The sequence below is a fragment of the Chloracidobacterium sp. genome (genome assembly GCA_016715795.1).
Lineage (GTDB): Bacteria > Acidobacteriota > Blastocatellia > Pyrinomonadales > Pyrinomonadaceae > OLB17.
This window is the reverse complement of record JADJXP010000002.1, coordinates 1,641,200-1,655,731: the sequence shown is the minus strand read 5'-3', so window position 1 is coordinate 1,655,731 and position 14,532 is coordinate 1,641,200. Positions and strand designations below refer to the sequence as shown.

The window sequence follows — 14,532 nt, the reverse complement described above, 5'->3', positions numbered from 1 at the left end:
AGACTATTTCGACGTGAACCCGTGATTAACTGTTGTTCGTCTTTGTATTCCGGTGCCGCTCGGATATAGGCCCGGCAGCGAAATGGGCAGGCGGCCGGTGATGTCCTGTTCGCCGACGAGGGCGCGGGCGGCGGCGCGTTGGAGGCTGGGCATATCGCCGTATGCGACCAGGTATGTTCGCAAGCCGCCAAATGACATCAGCGCATACGGATTGCCGAAACTGACACAAATTACTGGCTTACCCGACTCGATCAGGCCGCGGAGCAAGGCTGCTCCGTCGGGCGGCAGGCCCGTGCTGCCTTGCACCCCTGAGCGAACGCGGCCGAATAATCCGACAACGACCAAGTCGGCGTCGTAAGCCGCGCTTCGAGCGGATTCCTGCTGAGCTGGCGTCGAATTTGGCTGAATATAACCGGTCGTCACGGTCAGTCCGGCAGAGCGCAACTCCTCCGCGACAGTCGACGTCATGGCAGGGCCTTCGTAGCCATTTGAGATGCCGAGAACCGCAACCTTCTTGCCTCGTTCCAGCGGCAGGTAATTCGCCTGGTCTCTGACAAGCGTGATCGCCCGGGTTGCGATCTCGTCGGTCAATTGCTGCGCTTCGGGGCCCGAGACGATCGTGTCGATGGCGTCGAGAGCGGTCAGTCTTTGTTTGAAAAGTCCGAGTTCAAATTTCCACGCAAGCTGCCTACGGACAGCGTCGTTGAGACGCTGCTGCGGGATACGGCCGGACCTTACGGCGGCGACTATGCCGCGGATCATCACATCGGCGTCGGATGGTTTTAGCAACATGTCGGTGCCGGCAAGCACGGCCCTCACGCCGGCTTCATCCTGCGACATATAGACCGTCAGCCCGCTCATGTCCATCGCGTCAGATACGATCAATCCGTCAAATCCGATGTCACGCCGCAGCAGATCGGTCTGCACTTCGCCGGATAATGTCGCCGGTATGGTCGCGTTCTCACGCACGATCTCATCACCTTGATCTGTGTATCCGACGGTGTATTGCTTGAGCGGCTTGATCTGTTCGGGGTCGATCTGCGGCAGGCCGATGTGGCCGACCATTATCGAGGCGACGCCGGCTTTGACGGCGGAGCGAAAGGGAATCAGTTCGTTGCGTTCAAGCTCATCACGGGAACGGTTGACCTCGGGCAGGCCTCGGTGCGAATCGACATTAGTGTCGCCGTGGCCGGGAAAATGTTTTGCGGTCGCAAGCACTTTCTGCGATTGCAGCCCGTCGATAAAGGCGGTGCCGAACCGTGCCACGTCATTCGGATCCTCGCCAAAGCTGCGGACGTTTATCACGGGATTCTCCGCGTTATTGTTAACGTCGAGCACCGGTGCAAAGATGTGATGAATGCCCAACGCGCGGGCCTCGCGGCCGGTAATGGCACCTGCGCGCCGAGCGAATTCCGGATTGCCGGTTGCCGCCATCGCCATTGCCCATGGAAAATTTATCGCGTCCTCAAACCGCATTCCGACGCCCGTCTCAGCATCGACCGAGATCAGCAGCGGCACTCTTGCCCGCTGCTGCATTCGATTGACGAGATGGACCGATTCATAAATCGGTGCGCCGAACAAGATGATGCCGCCGACCTTGTTCTCAACGACCTGACGCTCGATTTCGCGAAAGAACGGACTGGTTTGATTGGCAAACTTTGCGTTAATGCCGATGTGAACTAACTGTCCAACCTTCTCCTCGACGGACATCCTCCTCAGTAGCTTGTCCGCCGCAAGTTTCGCCTTTTTCGACGGCCGGAATACCGCCCTAGGCGTCGGAACGCGGGCATCTCTGCCCGCTCGTGACCAATGTAAGAGATCGCCACCGAGGGTCAGCGTGCCCGCAAACAGCGACAGAACCAAGCTAAGACTAAATAGCGACTTCATCCTTAGAACTACCCGGAATTAGACTTGCGACATAACTCACCCCAAAAGTCACTACACTACCGATCAACGCATACCACGTCCATGCGACCCGCGTGCCAAGCAGAATATAGAGCATTAACGCGATGCTCGCCAACATTCCGATCAAGGCGTGAATCTCGCGGGCTTGCTTTAGGAAAGTGCCGACAAGAAAAACACCGAGCACCGGCCCGTTTATTAGCGACGCGACGGAGAGGGCCATTCCGAGTGCCGAACTGTTCGCGTTCTTAACGGCGATGGCGACGGCGATCTGGACGATACCGATGATAACGGTGAGCCGGCCCGATATCTTCAAAAAGTGCCGGTCATCGCGGCCTCCGGCGAATGGCTTATAAAGGTCATTGACGGCCGTGGCTGCTATCGAGTTGAGCGACGACGACAGTGCGGCGGCGAATATTGCCGCGACGACGAGGCCCGCGAGGCCGGTCGGCATCGATCTTGTGATGAAATCGGGAAACACCTTGTCGCCGCCGGCGAACGGAAGAGTCGCCGGCACACCAGAGCCTGCGACGCCCGCCTGAGTGTATTCTGGCAAATTGTACGGCTCGTAAAACGCAAACAGCAGCACGCCGATAAAAAGGAACCCGATGAACTGTCCGAGCACGACCGCACCCGACGACAGCAGAGCGGTTGCAGCGGCCGAAGGCTTGCTCGTACAAAGATATCGCTGGACGAGATACTGATCCGTGCCGTGCGTGGACATGGTCAAAAAACAGCCGCCGAGCAGGCCCGACCAGAACGTAAAGGTCTTTGTCATGTCCCAGCCAAAATCGAACAGCGAAAACTTGCCGAACTGTTCAGCGACCGAAAACGCACCGGCTAAACCGCCGTCGATATTCTGTAAAAGAATCACCGCCGCCGCGACTGCTCCGCCGATATAGATAACAAGCTGCACGACCTCGACCCAGATGACCGCTTCCATCCCGCCGTAGAACGTGAACACGATCATCACCAGCCCGAGCACGATTATCGAACCGACGACGATCGTATTCGAGTCCGCGGAGGGTTGGAAAGCCGTATAAACTGCCGCCAGCACGAGCGCCGTCAGCAGTAATCGAATGCCGTCGGCGATGTTTCGCATCACGACGAACAACGCGGACGCGAGCATCTTTACCCGTGAGCCGAATCGCTCGCCCAACAACTGATAAACCGTCTGTAATTCACCCCTAAAATACAGTGGAATAAATACCAGCGAGATCACTACACGGCCGAGCATGTAGCCAAAGACAAGTTGCAGAAATTGAAAATTCCCGCCCTTCGCAAACGCAATTCCGGGCACCGAAACGAATGTGATCGTGCTCGTCTCTGTCGCCACGATCGACATCGCGATCGCCCACCACGGCACGCTGCGGCCGCCGACAAAATACTCGTCCGTCGTCCTCTGCTTGCCCGCAAACAGCACGCCAAACAGCGTAATGCCGATCAGGTAGCCGACGATGATGACGAGGTCGAGGGTCTGCATGTGCGGAAAGTCTGACAGGTAGTATAAGCAAATTCGATAGTTTTGCTTAGCCTGCTTGACTTATAAAGAGATTTAGACGATTTTATGTAGTCAATAAGCCTGACTAATCGAATCGAGACTTAGGACGCCCGTATGGAGATCAGACAGCTTAAGGCATTTGTGGCTATCGCTGAGGCCAACACGTTCACGGCCGGGGCGAAGCGGGTCAACGTGACTCAGGCGGCGATCTCGATGCAGATCAGGCAGCTCGAGGAAGAGGTCGGGCTGCAGTTGTTTACACGAACTCCGCGGCGCGTGATACTGACCGAGGCGGGTGAATATCTGCTGCATCGTGCCCGGCGGATATTGCGCGAACACGACGCCGCGCTTGCCGAGATCGCCGAGGTTGCGGGTGCCGAGCACGGGCGGCTGCGTATCGGTTCGGCGTCGGCGGAATTTGCGACGCAGCAACTGCCGAATATTCTCAAAGAGCTAAAAGGCAAGTTTCCCAACGCCGACCTTTCGGTAAGCGTCGGTACGAGCCAGGCATTGGCAGAGAAGATCAGTCACGGCGACATCGATATCGCGTTCGTTTCGCTGCCGGTCGAGACTTCGAGCGTCGTGACCGAACTGTTATTTAGCGACCAGATTGTCGCCATCGGTGCGCCGGACCATCCGCTTGCGAACAAAAAGACTATGAATATCGCGACGCTCGCGGCCGAAAAGCTCATCCTGGGAGAGCGCGGCGGCAACACGCGGCGGCGGATCGACGATCTTTTTCACGACGCGGGCGTGAAGCCGAATATCGTAATGGAATTGTCGCGACAAGAGGCGATCAACCAGATGGTCGAGGCCGGCTTGGGGCTAGGCCTTGCCGGGGCAAAGGCGATCGCCGCCGAGATCGCTGCTCGCCGCGTAATCTCGTGGCGGATCGAGGGAGCAGAGATCAACTGGGACCTCGGCCTCGCTCACCTGCGCGGCGGCTATTTTTCGCCGATCGCCAGGGAGTTCGTCAACCTCTGCACCGAGAGCTTCATCGAACGCGAAAAGGCGTTCAAAGTGAAGAAGTAATTAACCACAGATAAACACGGATGGGCACAGATAGGACCAAAGCAGTTTTGTTGGGGTGTCTTCTTATCTGTGTCTATCTGTGTTCATCCGTGGTTTCATCTTCCGGCCAAGGGCTGCCGTTGGCGAAGCCCGAATCGGTCGGGATGAATTCGGCCAAGCTCGCGCTGATCGACGAGCTTGTCAATGCCGATATCGCGGCCAAAAAGCTGCCCGGTGCGGTGGTGCTGGTCGGGCATCGCGGCAAGATAGTCTTTCGCAAGGCCTACGGCAATCGCTCGCTTGTGCCAACCGTCGAACCGATGACGGTCGATACGATCTTTGACGTCGCCTCGCTTACCAAGCCCGTCGCGACCGCGACGTCGATAATGATCCTCGTCGAGCAAGGCAAACTCCGCCTCACCGACACCGTCGGCAAATTCATCCCTGAGATCGAGGACGAACAAGCCAAACGGATCACGATCTTACAGCTACTGACGCACATCTCAGGCTACGCTCCCGATTTTGACCTCAGCAAAAAATGGACCGGCCGCGAAGGTATGCTCGCGGCATTGAAGAATGAGAAACTAAAAAGCCCGCCGGGGACGAGGTTTGTTTATTCGGATATTGGGTTTATTGTGCTGGGCGAGATTGTGGAACGCGTTAGTGGTCAAGCGCTCGACCGATTCGCTGAGCAGACATTTGCTTCGGTATCAAAATCGGTTGACACGACATTTTTTCGATTCGAGCCCATATTTAATTCTCCCGCAGGAGCAACGGGAATAAAGATTTCGAAATGGGGAAACAGATTTGAGCGGTTAGCTCCTACAGAGAATATCAAGGGGCAAAACAGTTATCTCGGCGCAACCTACGAAGGAAAAGAAGAGTTCGGCAATCAGATCTTGTTTGGACAAGTTCACGATCCCACGTCGTTCCGTATGGGTGGCGTTGCGGGCCACGCCGGGCTTTTTTCGACCGCTGACGATCTCGCCCGTTACTGTCAGATGATCCTGAACGGCGGCAAGTCAGAACCACCTGCGGTAGCGGGTGGTTTAACGCAGAATCGGACAGCTCGGCGGAATATATCGAAACTTCAACCACCCGCTACCGCAGGTGGTTCTGACCGGATCCTCTCGGCGGCGACCGTAGCGCGGATGACGCAGCCGTATGTTGTTTCCGAGACCGGCGAGACGCGCGGGCTTGGGTGGGACATGAATACGTCGTTCTCGGCCAATCGCGGCGAGTTGTTTCCGCTGGGGTCGTTCGGGCATACAGGTTTTACGGGGACGGGCCTGTGGATCGATCCGACTTCGCAGACGTTTGTAGTATTTCTCTCAAACCGCGTTCACCCCGACGGCAAGGGTGACGTGGTTCCGCTGCGTGCCCGGATCTCGACCGTCGTCGCCTCAGCCATCGAGGACACCCCAATAGAAAAATGGCGCGAAGCCGAGGCGAGATACAACGCGGCGGTCGCTGCTCAAGTCCAAGGTCTAAAGTCCAAGGTCCAAAGTCAAAATCAAACGATCGCCAGTGTCAGTAGCCCGACCGTGAGGGAGGGCGCCGTGCACAACGGCATCGATGTAATTGAGAAGGACAACTTCAAACAACTCGAAAATCTCAACATCGGCCTCGTCACAAACCACACCGGCCGTAATCTCGCGGGCAAACAGACCATCGACATTCTCCACGAGGCAAAGAATGTTAAGCTCACCGCCATTTTTGCCCCCGAACACGGCATTCGCGGTGAGCTCGATACCGAGAAGATCGCAGACGGAAAAGACGAGAAAACCGGCCTGCCGGTCTATTCGCTCTACGGCGAAACGCGGCGGCCAAAGCCGGAACAGACGGCGCAGATCGATGCGTTCGTCTATGACATCCAAGACATCGGCACGCGGTTTTACACTTACGCCTCGACGCTAAGGAATGTGATGGAAGAGGCGGCAAGGGCCGGCAAGCCGGTGTTCGTCCTTGACCGCCCAAATCCGATCAACGGCGTCGCGGTTGAAGGCCCAATCGCGGATGAGGATAAATTGTCATTTATCGCCGCCCACACAACGCCCGTGAGACACGGCATGACCATCGGCGAGCTGGCGATGATGATCAACACCGAACGAAAGGTCGGGGCCGACCTGCGTGTGATCAAGATGCAAGGCTGGAACCGCGCGATGTGGTTCGACGAGACAGGGCAGACGTGGATCAACCCGTCGCCGAACATGCGTTCGCTCACTGAGGCAACGCTTTATCCGGGCATCGGCCTGCTCGAAACGACAAATCTCTCGGTCGGCCGCGGCACGGACACGCCGTTCGAGGTCATCGGTGCACCGTGGCTCGACGGGCAGAAGCTGGCGAGCTATCTAAATGGCCGCGGTATCAAAGGTGTTCGCTTTGTGCCGATCAGATTCAAGCCGACGGCATCGGTATTTAAGGACGAACAGCTCGGCGGCATCAACATCGTCATCACCAACCGCAGCGAATTCAACTCCGTCCGCACGGGAATCGAGATCGCGTGTGCATTGCGGAGGCTCTATCCGAACGAATGGCAAGTCGACAAATATTCGCGGCTGCTCGTAAATGGTGAAGTTCTCGACATGGTCACACGAGGGGCATCGCCCGACGAGATCGACAAGGCGATCAAATCCAGACTGGACGAATTTATCAAACGACGAGAACGGTTTCTGCTCTATTGAACTCTGCGTCCTCGGCGTCCTTTCTCTGCGTTCTCTGCGTGGAATGATCGTTCCACGCAGAGAACGCGGAGAAAATGACGCAGAGGACGCAGAGACGACACTTCTTTTGTCGTCAATCGTCATTTTCTGTAAAGAAATGTAAAACCGCCTCGCGAGCGACTTTTTTGACGTAAAATACGGTCAGCTATGAGCCGTATCCTTATCATCGACGACGATGAAGAGTTGTGTGAACTGGTCTCGGAGTACCTCGGTGTCGAGGGGTTTTCGGTCGAGTGCTTCAATGACGGCGAGGCGGGCTTGACGGCGGCATTGAGCGACGAGTATGACATGGCGATACTCGACGTGATGCTGCCGAAGATGAATGGCTTTGACGTGCTTCGCAAACTTCGCGAAACATCAAAGCTGCCCGTGCTTATGCTCACTGCCCGCGGCGACGATATGGAGCGCATCGTCGGGCTCGAGATCGGCGCGGACGATTATTTGCCAAAGCCATTTAATCCTCGCGAGCTCGCGGCGCGGCTGAGGGCGATCCTGCGTCGCACAGCGGCTCCGGCGGATGATGATGGAACAGCGAGCATCGAGGTCGAGGACGTTATCGTATCTCCCGCGTCGCGCACGGCGACACTCGGCGGCGTGGAGGTCGGTCTGACCTCGGTCGAGTTTGGCATATTGCACGAACTGCTCAACAACGCCGGTAAAGTCGTAAAAAAGGAGAACCTCAGCGAGGCCGTTCTTGAGCGCAAATTGTCACCCTACGACCGCAGCCTCGATATGCACATCAGCAACCTTCGCAAAAAGCTTGGCCCCCGCGCGGACGGAAGCGAGCGGATCAAGACGGTCCGCAGCGTCGGATATATCTACACGCTCGTATGAAGCTATTCGTAAAGATCTTTCTGTGGTTCCTGGCCGCTATCGCTCTGATGATCGGTGTGATCATCTTTGTCACCCGAACATTCCAGACCGAGCCGATGTTTAGCAGGTTCAAGCGTTCGACGCAGAACCAGATGACGATCTATGGTGATACGGCAACGCAGATCGTGAGGGCCGAGGGCGAGGCCGGGCTGCGGCAATTCCTTGAGCGGCTGCGTGACATGGAGCCGTCGAGGGAGATAAATCTTGTCGCCGCGAATGGCACGCTCTGGTTCGGTGAGCCCGGCTCGATACGCGATGTTGCTGATTTTGGAAAGCTGTCGATTGAATCGAACACGACCGAAGCCGATTTTTCACCCGAGGATAGAACGATCGGTTACGCGCCGGTCACTTTCCCCGATGGCAGACGATTTGCGATGGTCCTGCAATGGGAACGCCCGCCGTCGTCGTCGCTATTTTGGGGATCGACGACATCCTACATTAGACTGCTTGGCATTTTGCTTACGGCAACGATCCTTTGTTACCTTCTCGCGCTCTATCTGACATCGCCGATACGGAAGCTGCGGGCGGCAACGATGCAATTGGCGGGCGGCGATCTGCAGACGCGTGTTGCGCCAAAGATCGGGCGCCGTCGCGACGAATTGGCCGACCTCGCCCGCGATTTTGACGAGATGGCGGTGCGGATCGAATCGCTTATCACCTCGCAGCAGCGGCTTAACCGTGACATTTCGCATGAGCTCCGCTCGCCGCTGGCCCGCCTGAATGTCGCCCTTGAGATCGCGAAACAGAAATCGAATGCGGAATCCAAACCGATGCTCGAACGCATCGAGGCGGAATCCACGCGGCTCAATGACATGATCGGACGGCTGCTGACGCTGGCCCAGCTAGAGAGCGGCGCCGTCGAGGTCGAACGTGTTCGGGTCGACCTCGCAGAGCTCGTTCGTGATGTTGCGGCTGACGCGGACTTTGAGGCTAAGGCGAACGGCAGGCACGTCGAGATCACCAGGATAACGGCGTGCTCGGTCATGGGCAGCGAGAACCTCTTGAGAAGCGCGATCGAGAATGTTCTGCGAAATGCGGTCAAGTACACCGGCGAGGGCACCGTTGTCGAGGTTGACCTGGCCGTGAGCAATGGCCGCGCGACGGTCAGCGTGGCCGATCACGGCGGCGGCGTGCCCGACGACGAGTTGCCAAACCTCTTCAGGCCGTTCTATCGCGTCGGCGAAGCTCGTGAACGTAAGACCGGCGGCATCGGCCTCGGCCTTGCCATTGCAGAGCGTGCTGTCAAAGCCCACAAGGGGAAGATCACCGCCCGCAACGCCAACGGCGGGCTGCAGATCGATATCGAACTCGAAAAAGCCTGAAGAATTAACCGCTAAACACGCCAAAAAGACGAAAAAAGAACCAACCTCTTTCTTTCGTACCTTTCGTGTATTTCGCGGTTAACTCTTACGGGCGTCGATAAACGATCTCACCGCAAGCACAACGAACAGCAGACAGATAACCGCCATTGCGATCTGCGATAGCGATGCGGCAGAGATCGTAAATTCGCTGAGTCGTGATATCAGGCGGCCTGCCGACGCGATAAAGCCAACCAGCGCGACGACAACGGCCACGTGCATCAGGTGCTTGCGCATCCCCTCTGACGCGGCAGCCGCGTATCCCAGCACCATGAGGATGAGGCCAAAGATCGCCGGGATCAATGCAGTCCAACTGGCGTTGCCGTTATACGTCCCGTAAACATAACCGGCCAGACCTACCAAGATGAGGAGCCGGCCGAACCATTTTGCTGTTGTGGTCATGTTTGTCATATCTCTATACCCGTTGTCCCGTACAATGCCGGGCCTACCGACGCATCTCGTCGATCATTCCGGAGATCGTCCGCTGGAGATAAGCGGTCACAAGCTCGTAACTATCGGTCTCCGACGCCTGTGCCCGAAGAGTCGAGTTTGGGCCGGCGCCTGCCGCGGCGGCACTGCTGGTCAAAACTCCCGATTCGAGGCCCACGACCTCTTTTGCATAAAAGGGCTTACCGATGCGGATCTTGACCTTTGCCGGGCGGATCCGCCATGAGGCGCGGGCCCAGACGTTCTGCAGGCCATCAAGTGCCACCGGCACGATCGGGAGATCAAGTTCCATGGCCAGGATCGCCGCGCCTTTCTTGAACTGGTGTAGGTCGCCGTCAAAGGCACGTTCGCCCTCAGGATAGATGTTGAGCACTCGCCCGTGTTTCAGTCCGATGGCTCCCGCCTTCATTGCGCGCATGAGCTCAGTGTCCGGATTGACGGGAACAACATTGAGCATTGAGGCGACGCGACGCATTATCGGCCCCTCAAAGAACTCACTGGCCCCGACGTGAAAAAAGTTACGGAACAGGCTGTATCTGTAAGCTCCGCAGAGAACGAACGGGTCAAGGAAGCTCTGATGATTGGGACAGATAAGAAATGCACCGCTCGGGGTGTCGAGATTCTCTCGGCCCTCGACCTCGAGCCGCATGAACACGCGGCAGAAGAGGTTAAAGCATTTCATTACAACAAATGCGAAAGCAGCAAATGCAGGCCGGTTTCGCAGCACCGCACGGACCTCGGGCATGTCTTCATCAGCTTCACGAACGATCTTGCCCCAGTTGAGATCGATCGACACATTCTCGGTCGCGTCGCCGCCGTGTTTGTTGACCAGATCGATCACACCGCGCACCGTCAGGGCGGTCGCGGCCTCATCGCCGTCAAACTCGGTCTTAAATGCCTGCTCCAGGGCCGCGAACGTCTCAGCTCGCGCAAGGCTGTCGAGGCCGAGATCGATCTCCAGATTCATCGACGGATGCATAACCTCAGCGTCGGGCGCATTCTGCCTTATCGCGGCGGTTACGGCCTTGGCTGTGCCCGTCGCGAGCAGGGCAGTATCCTCTTCCGTGAATTCCCACGACTTTGTCTCTTTCGCCTCGGCGACGATCTCGCCTGATTCGATCTCCTTCTTGAGTTGGAACCTCTTGATCTTTCGCGTCGCAGTTCGCGGCAGCGGCTCGGCCCGTATGATGTAATCGCGAACACGTTGGTATTCGGGCAGTTCGCGACCCAGCGTGTCCATTGCGTAACGAATGGCCTCCTTCGAGTTCGCGATTCTTTCGGCTCGCAAATAGTCAAAATCGGGCACGATAATGGCTGCCAGCTTCTCGGCCCCCGCGCGCGATTCGCTCGCGTCGGCGATGCCGATAACGGCGAGTTCGGACACAAGTGGGCATTTCAGGTAATGGACCTCAATGTCCTCGGGATGCACGTTCTTGCCCGACGGCAGCACGATCACATCTTTTGCCCGCCCGACGATGTAAAGGTGGCCGTCAACGAGCTTGCCCAGGTCGCCCGAGCGGAACCAGCCGTCGTCGGTGAACGCCTCAGCATTGGCGGCGTCGTTGTGATAATAGCCCTTGAAGACCATCGGCCCCCTGATCAGCACCTCGCCGACGCCATCGCCATCGGGCTGGTCGATGTTGATCTCGGCCCCGCGCATCGGCTTTCCGACAGACCCGACGCGATTGTCGTCCTCGTAGGTCGCGGTCGCCGCACCGCTTGTCTCGGTCAGGCCGTAGCCTTGCAGGATGGTGAAGCCGAGCTTGTGAAAGTCCTTTGCCACGTCCTCGTCAAAGCGCGAGCCGGCCGATACGGCGAGTCGCAAATGGCCGCCGAATGATTCGTGGACCTGGCCAAAGAACTTGCGTCCCAGATTCAGCCCGACCGTATCTCGCAGGGCTCCGTTCGTTGCTAGCATTAGGCGGAAGAGCCGCTGGACCAGCTTCGGCTTTGCCGTGACGGCGTCAAAGATCTTTTTGTGAAAGAGATACCACAGCCTAGGGACCGTAGTGAGGATCGTCGGCTTAAACTCCTTCATTGCCTTACTGAGCTCGTCGGGCGTCAGTTCCTTGAGATAACCGACCTCGACTCCAAGCGTCGCCGCAACCCACAGATTGACGATCTGCAGATAACCGTGAAAAAGCGGGAGCAGGCTCAGGATGCGCTCTTTGTCCGTAATTTCGAGGACGCTGTTGACGCCCTCGAGCTCGGCGACGATATTGCCATGCGTGAGCGGGACGCCTTTAGGCGTGCCGGTAGTGCCGCTCGTATAGATGAGAAGCGCAACGTCATCGCCATCTGCCGCCGGCACTTCGGCAGCGAAGCTTTCCGGGAACTCGTTTGCGGCCCACGCATCAAAGTCAGCGCCGTCCGCGCCTGCGTTCGGCCGGCCGTTATTCTCCCAAACCACCGAGGGAACATGGCGGCCGAGCTTTTCCGTTATCTGTGCGAATCTCCCCACCTGATCGGCGTCGATAAATGCGAGTTTCGCCTCGGAGTTCTCGATGAAATTTGTGATCGTCTCGATCTCGCCGTGAGGATCGATGGGCACGATAACGGCGCCGCGATAGATCGTAGAGAGATAGGCGAGCGCCCATTTCGGGTGATTCTCGCCGATCAAGGCTACACGATCGCCGAGATCGACACCTTCTTGTCCGAGTTTCCATGCAAGCGAGCGGATCTGTCGCAGAGCTTCGCCGAATGTGTATGTGCTCTCGTCAGAGCCGACGACGCGCATCGCAACGCGATCCTCGTGCGACGAGAAAGACTCGATGAGCCTCTGGCAAAACGATGTCGGCATAAGAAATCGCGGGTTCGTTTTAGAGTAGTCCCGCATAACGGACAAAGCAAACGAACAAAGGCGCTTAGAGGCGTATTCGCCAACTCGTGCCGAGCACGTTCAGGTCGCCGGGACGTGATACACCGTCCTGCTGCCGCATGTAATAGATGTCGAGCGTGAGATGGTCGTTGATCGTCTTGCTGACGCCCATGGTAAAGCGATTGCGCGAGAACCGTCGCGTTGTGGAGACGTAAAAGGGTTCTTCGGTGATAAACAAGCTCGCCTTTGGAATAAATCTCTTGGGAAGGCCCCTTTGGAAGCTCAGCGACGGCCGGTATCGCCATGAGTTGCCGCTCGATCGAACACGGTATTCGTAGGTGCTTCGATGTGTCAGGCCAAACTTCTTGAATGGGAACCGGTACGAGGCGCGCAGGCTGTAGCGGTGCTCGGTCCGAAATGTGCCGCTCGCAACACGCGTCTGGATAAGCTGATATGTCGGCGAGATCGACACGCCCTTGCCGACCCTGATCGAGATGCCGCCGCCGAGACGGCCTTCGCTAAAGTCGGTCATATTCTCGCCCAGTCGGGCCGTGGCCAACACTAGTAGATCGACACGGCCCGTGAGCGGCACACTGACCTGAAAATCATTGATCGCCTGGTTGTCTTTTCGATCCGGCGACGCTTGCGCCCGAGCAAAGCCGATCAGAACAGCGATCACCAACATCAGGCCCGGAAGTTGTTGGATGCAATTCATCAGATCAGATCGGCCGCAAGCGGGACGCGGACCCTGATCGCCTCCGGAACGACCTCATAAACAGCCGGCAAGCGGCCGGGAAGTTCGCCATCGGTCTCGATCAGCACCGGTTCATCCTTGGTCGGGCGGATCTCGATGCGTCGCGCCTGAGAGGTCTTGACCTCAGCGAGCCGTCCGTGCGTGCCTCGATACAGCGACCAAGCGTTCAGCAGAACCTTGAGCGTTCCGATGTCGCCGATGTTGACAATTTCGAGCAGGCCGTCGTTGATAGCGGCGTCCGGCGCGATCATCATGCCGCCGCCGAAATATCTCGCGTTTGCGACGCAGAAGGCGATCGTCTGCAGCGAATGTTCTTCGCCGCCGTCGATCCGAACGGCCACCGTTGTCGGTTCGAGATCGAGGACCTCCTGCAAGGTAGAGACCGCGAAATTTGCTCGGCCGCGCATCGATTCGACCGGCAGCCAGTCGAACACTTTCGCCGATTTCACACGCTTTATGATCGTAGCGGCAAGGCCGGCGGACGAAACATTGAGAAAATAGCGACCGACCTCGTTACCGTCGTGATCGCGAAACGTGACTCGGCCGGCGTCGATCCGTCGAGTTGCTCCGTCGCGCAGGGCTGCGGCGGCATCGCGGTTATTGAAGGGAAGCCCTAGCGTTCTGCGAAAATCGCCGCCGGTCCCGGACGGCAGCACGCCAAGCTCGGCATCGCAGCCCGATAGCAGAATGCCATTTGCGACCTCGTTGATCGTCCCGTCACCGCCGCAGGCTATGATGAATTCACGCCCGGCCTCGGCCGCACGTTGGGCGATATCTATTCCGTCGCCCGGCCCTTTTGTAAACGCCACGCTGAACGGTCCAAAGTGTGCCCGCAGATCGGCCGCCGTCGCGGCCCAATTCTCACGCGTCGAGCCCGAGGCGGACTTTGGGTTGACGATGACCAGCGGAAGGGAATTGTCGGCTGATTCGGACACTGATGTAGATGATGCGTTTGGGAGCAATGATAGTCAATCCGTTCGAGACCTCAACAGTCCGTTTCGGGCTTGCCCGTCTATTTGCGGAAAAGCTCGGCTTTTCCGATACACTGCCTAAAATCCACGCGGCTACGCCGCCGACGGGCGGCGGCATAGCCGCAATGTTCTTTAGAACTGTTTCGGAAAAGCAGAGCTTCTCCACAAATACGC

Annotated in this window: 10 protein-coding genes; 4 read left to right on the top strand and 6 right to left on the bottom strand. The window is 57.6% G+C overall.

Translation table 11 applies throughout. From position 1 onward, the window contains the following. Positions 1–3: 3 nt before the first annotated feature. The gene (locus IPM59_12575; GenBank protein ID MBK9216402.1) at positions 4–1,887 is read right to left on the bottom strand and encodes a glycoside hydrolase family 3 C-terminal domain-containing protein; all 1,884 of its coding nucleotides are present in this window, start codon (positions 1,885–1,887) and stop codon (positions 4–6) included. Further along, positions 1,871–3,385, bottom strand: a complete 1,515-nt coding sequence (locus IPM59_12570) for a sodium/solute symporter (GenBank protein ID MBK9216401.1) — start codon at positions 3,383–3,385, stop codon at positions 1,871–1,873. Before IPM59_12570 ends, IPM59_12575 begins: the two co-directional genes overlap by 17 nt. 132 nt (positions 3,386–3,517) lie before the next feature. On the opposite strand from IPM59_12570, the gene IPM59_12565 reads away from it, so the two are divergent. The 4 genes from IPM59_12565 to IPM59_12550 all read left to right on the top strand — a co-directional run bounded on the left by IPM59_12565 (position 3,518) and on the right by IPM59_12550 (position 9,332). Beyond that, the gene (locus IPM59_12565; GenBank protein MBK9216400.1) at positions 3,518–4,435 is read left to right on the top strand and encodes a LysR family transcriptional regulator; all 918 of its coding nucleotides are present in this window, start codon (positions 3,518–3,520) and stop codon (positions 4,433–4,435) included. A gap of 119 nt (positions 4,436–4,554) precedes the next feature. Continuing rightward, on the top strand, positions 4,555–7,098 hold the full coding sequence (locus IPM59_12560) for a DUF1343 domain-containing protein (GenBank protein MBK9216399.1): 2,544 nt from the start codon (positions 4,555–4,557) through the stop codon (positions 7,096–7,098). A 186-nt stretch (positions 7,099–7,284) separates the two neighbouring features. Then, complete coding sequence (locus IPM59_12555; protein MBK9216398.1) at positions 7,285–7,971, top strand: response regulator transcription factor; 687 nt, start codon at positions 7,285–7,287, stop codon at positions 7,969–7,971. Then, positions 7,968–9,332, top strand: coding sequence for a HAMP domain-containing protein (locus IPM59_12550; GenBank protein ID MBK9216397.1), 1,365 nt, complete (start codon positions 7,968–7,970; stop codon positions 9,330–9,332). The genes IPM59_12555 and IPM59_12550 overlap by 4 nt, the downstream gene beginning before the upstream one ends. A gap of 78 nt (positions 9,333–9,410) precedes the next feature. Here the strand turns inward: IPM59_12550 and IPM59_12545 are convergent, their stop codons facing one another. From IPM59_12545 to IPM59_12530, 4 genes are all read right to left on the bottom strand, one after another. After that, positions 9,411–9,770 carry a hypothetical protein gene (locus IPM59_12545; GenBank protein ID MBK9216396.1) on the bottom strand — a complete coding sequence of 120 codons (360 nt, stop codon included), beginning with the start codon at positions 9,768–9,770 and terminating at the stop codon, positions 9,411–9,413. Between the two features lie 43 nt (positions 9,771–9,813). After that, a complete protein-coding gene (locus IPM59_12540; protein MBK9216395.1) occupies positions 9,814–12,615 on the bottom strand; it encodes an AMP-binding protein in 2,802 nt (933 codons plus the stop codon). Between the two features lie 64 nt (positions 12,616–12,679). Further along, a complete protein-coding gene (locus IPM59_12535; protein ID MBK9216394.1) occupies positions 12,680–13,348 on the bottom strand; it encodes a DUF2490 domain-containing protein in 669 nt (222 codons plus the stop codon). After that, positions 13,348–14,322, bottom strand: coding sequence for a diacylglycerol kinase family lipid kinase (locus IPM59_12530; GenBank protein ID MBK9216393.1), 975 nt, complete (start codon positions 14,320–14,322; stop codon positions 13,348–13,350). The genes IPM59_12535 and IPM59_12530 overlap by 1 nt, the downstream gene beginning before the upstream one ends. Between the last annotated feature and the right edge of the window lie 210 nt (positions 14,323–14,532).

Excerpts from the sequence above, each read along its gene's own strand:
- IPM59_12570 (MBK9216401.1), bottom strand. The coding sequence starts at position 3,385 with ATGCAGACCCTCGACCTCGTCATCATCGTCGGCTACCTGATCGGCATT.
- IPM59_12565 (MBK9216400.1), top strand. The coding sequence starts at position 3,518 with ATGGAGATCAGACAGCTTAAGGCATTTGTGGCTATCGCTGAGGCCAAC.
- IPM59_12550 (MBK9216397.1), top strand. The coding sequence starts at position 7,968 with ATGAAGCTATTCGTAAAGATCTTTCTGTGGTTCCTGGCCGCTATCGCT.
- IPM59_12555 (MBK9216398.1), top strand. The coding sequence starts at position 7,285 with ATGAGCCGTATCCTTATCATCGACGACGATGAAGAGTTGTGTGAACTG.
- IPM59_12540 (MBK9216395.1), bottom strand. The coding sequence starts at position 12,615 with ATGCCGACATCGTTTTGCCAGAGGCTCATCGAGTCTTTCTCGTCGCAC.
- IPM59_12535 (MBK9216394.1), bottom strand. The coding sequence starts at position 13,348 with ATGAATTGCATCCAACAACTTCCGGGCCTGATGTTGGTGATCGCTGTT.
- IPM59_12575 (MBK9216402.1), bottom strand. The coding sequence starts at position 1,887 with ATGAAGTCGCTATTTAGTCTTAGCTTGGTTCTGTCGCTGTTTGCGGGC.
- IPM59_12545 (MBK9216396.1), bottom strand. The coding sequence starts at position 9,770 with ATGACCACAACAGCAAAATGGTTCGGCCGGCTCCTCATCTTGGTAGGT.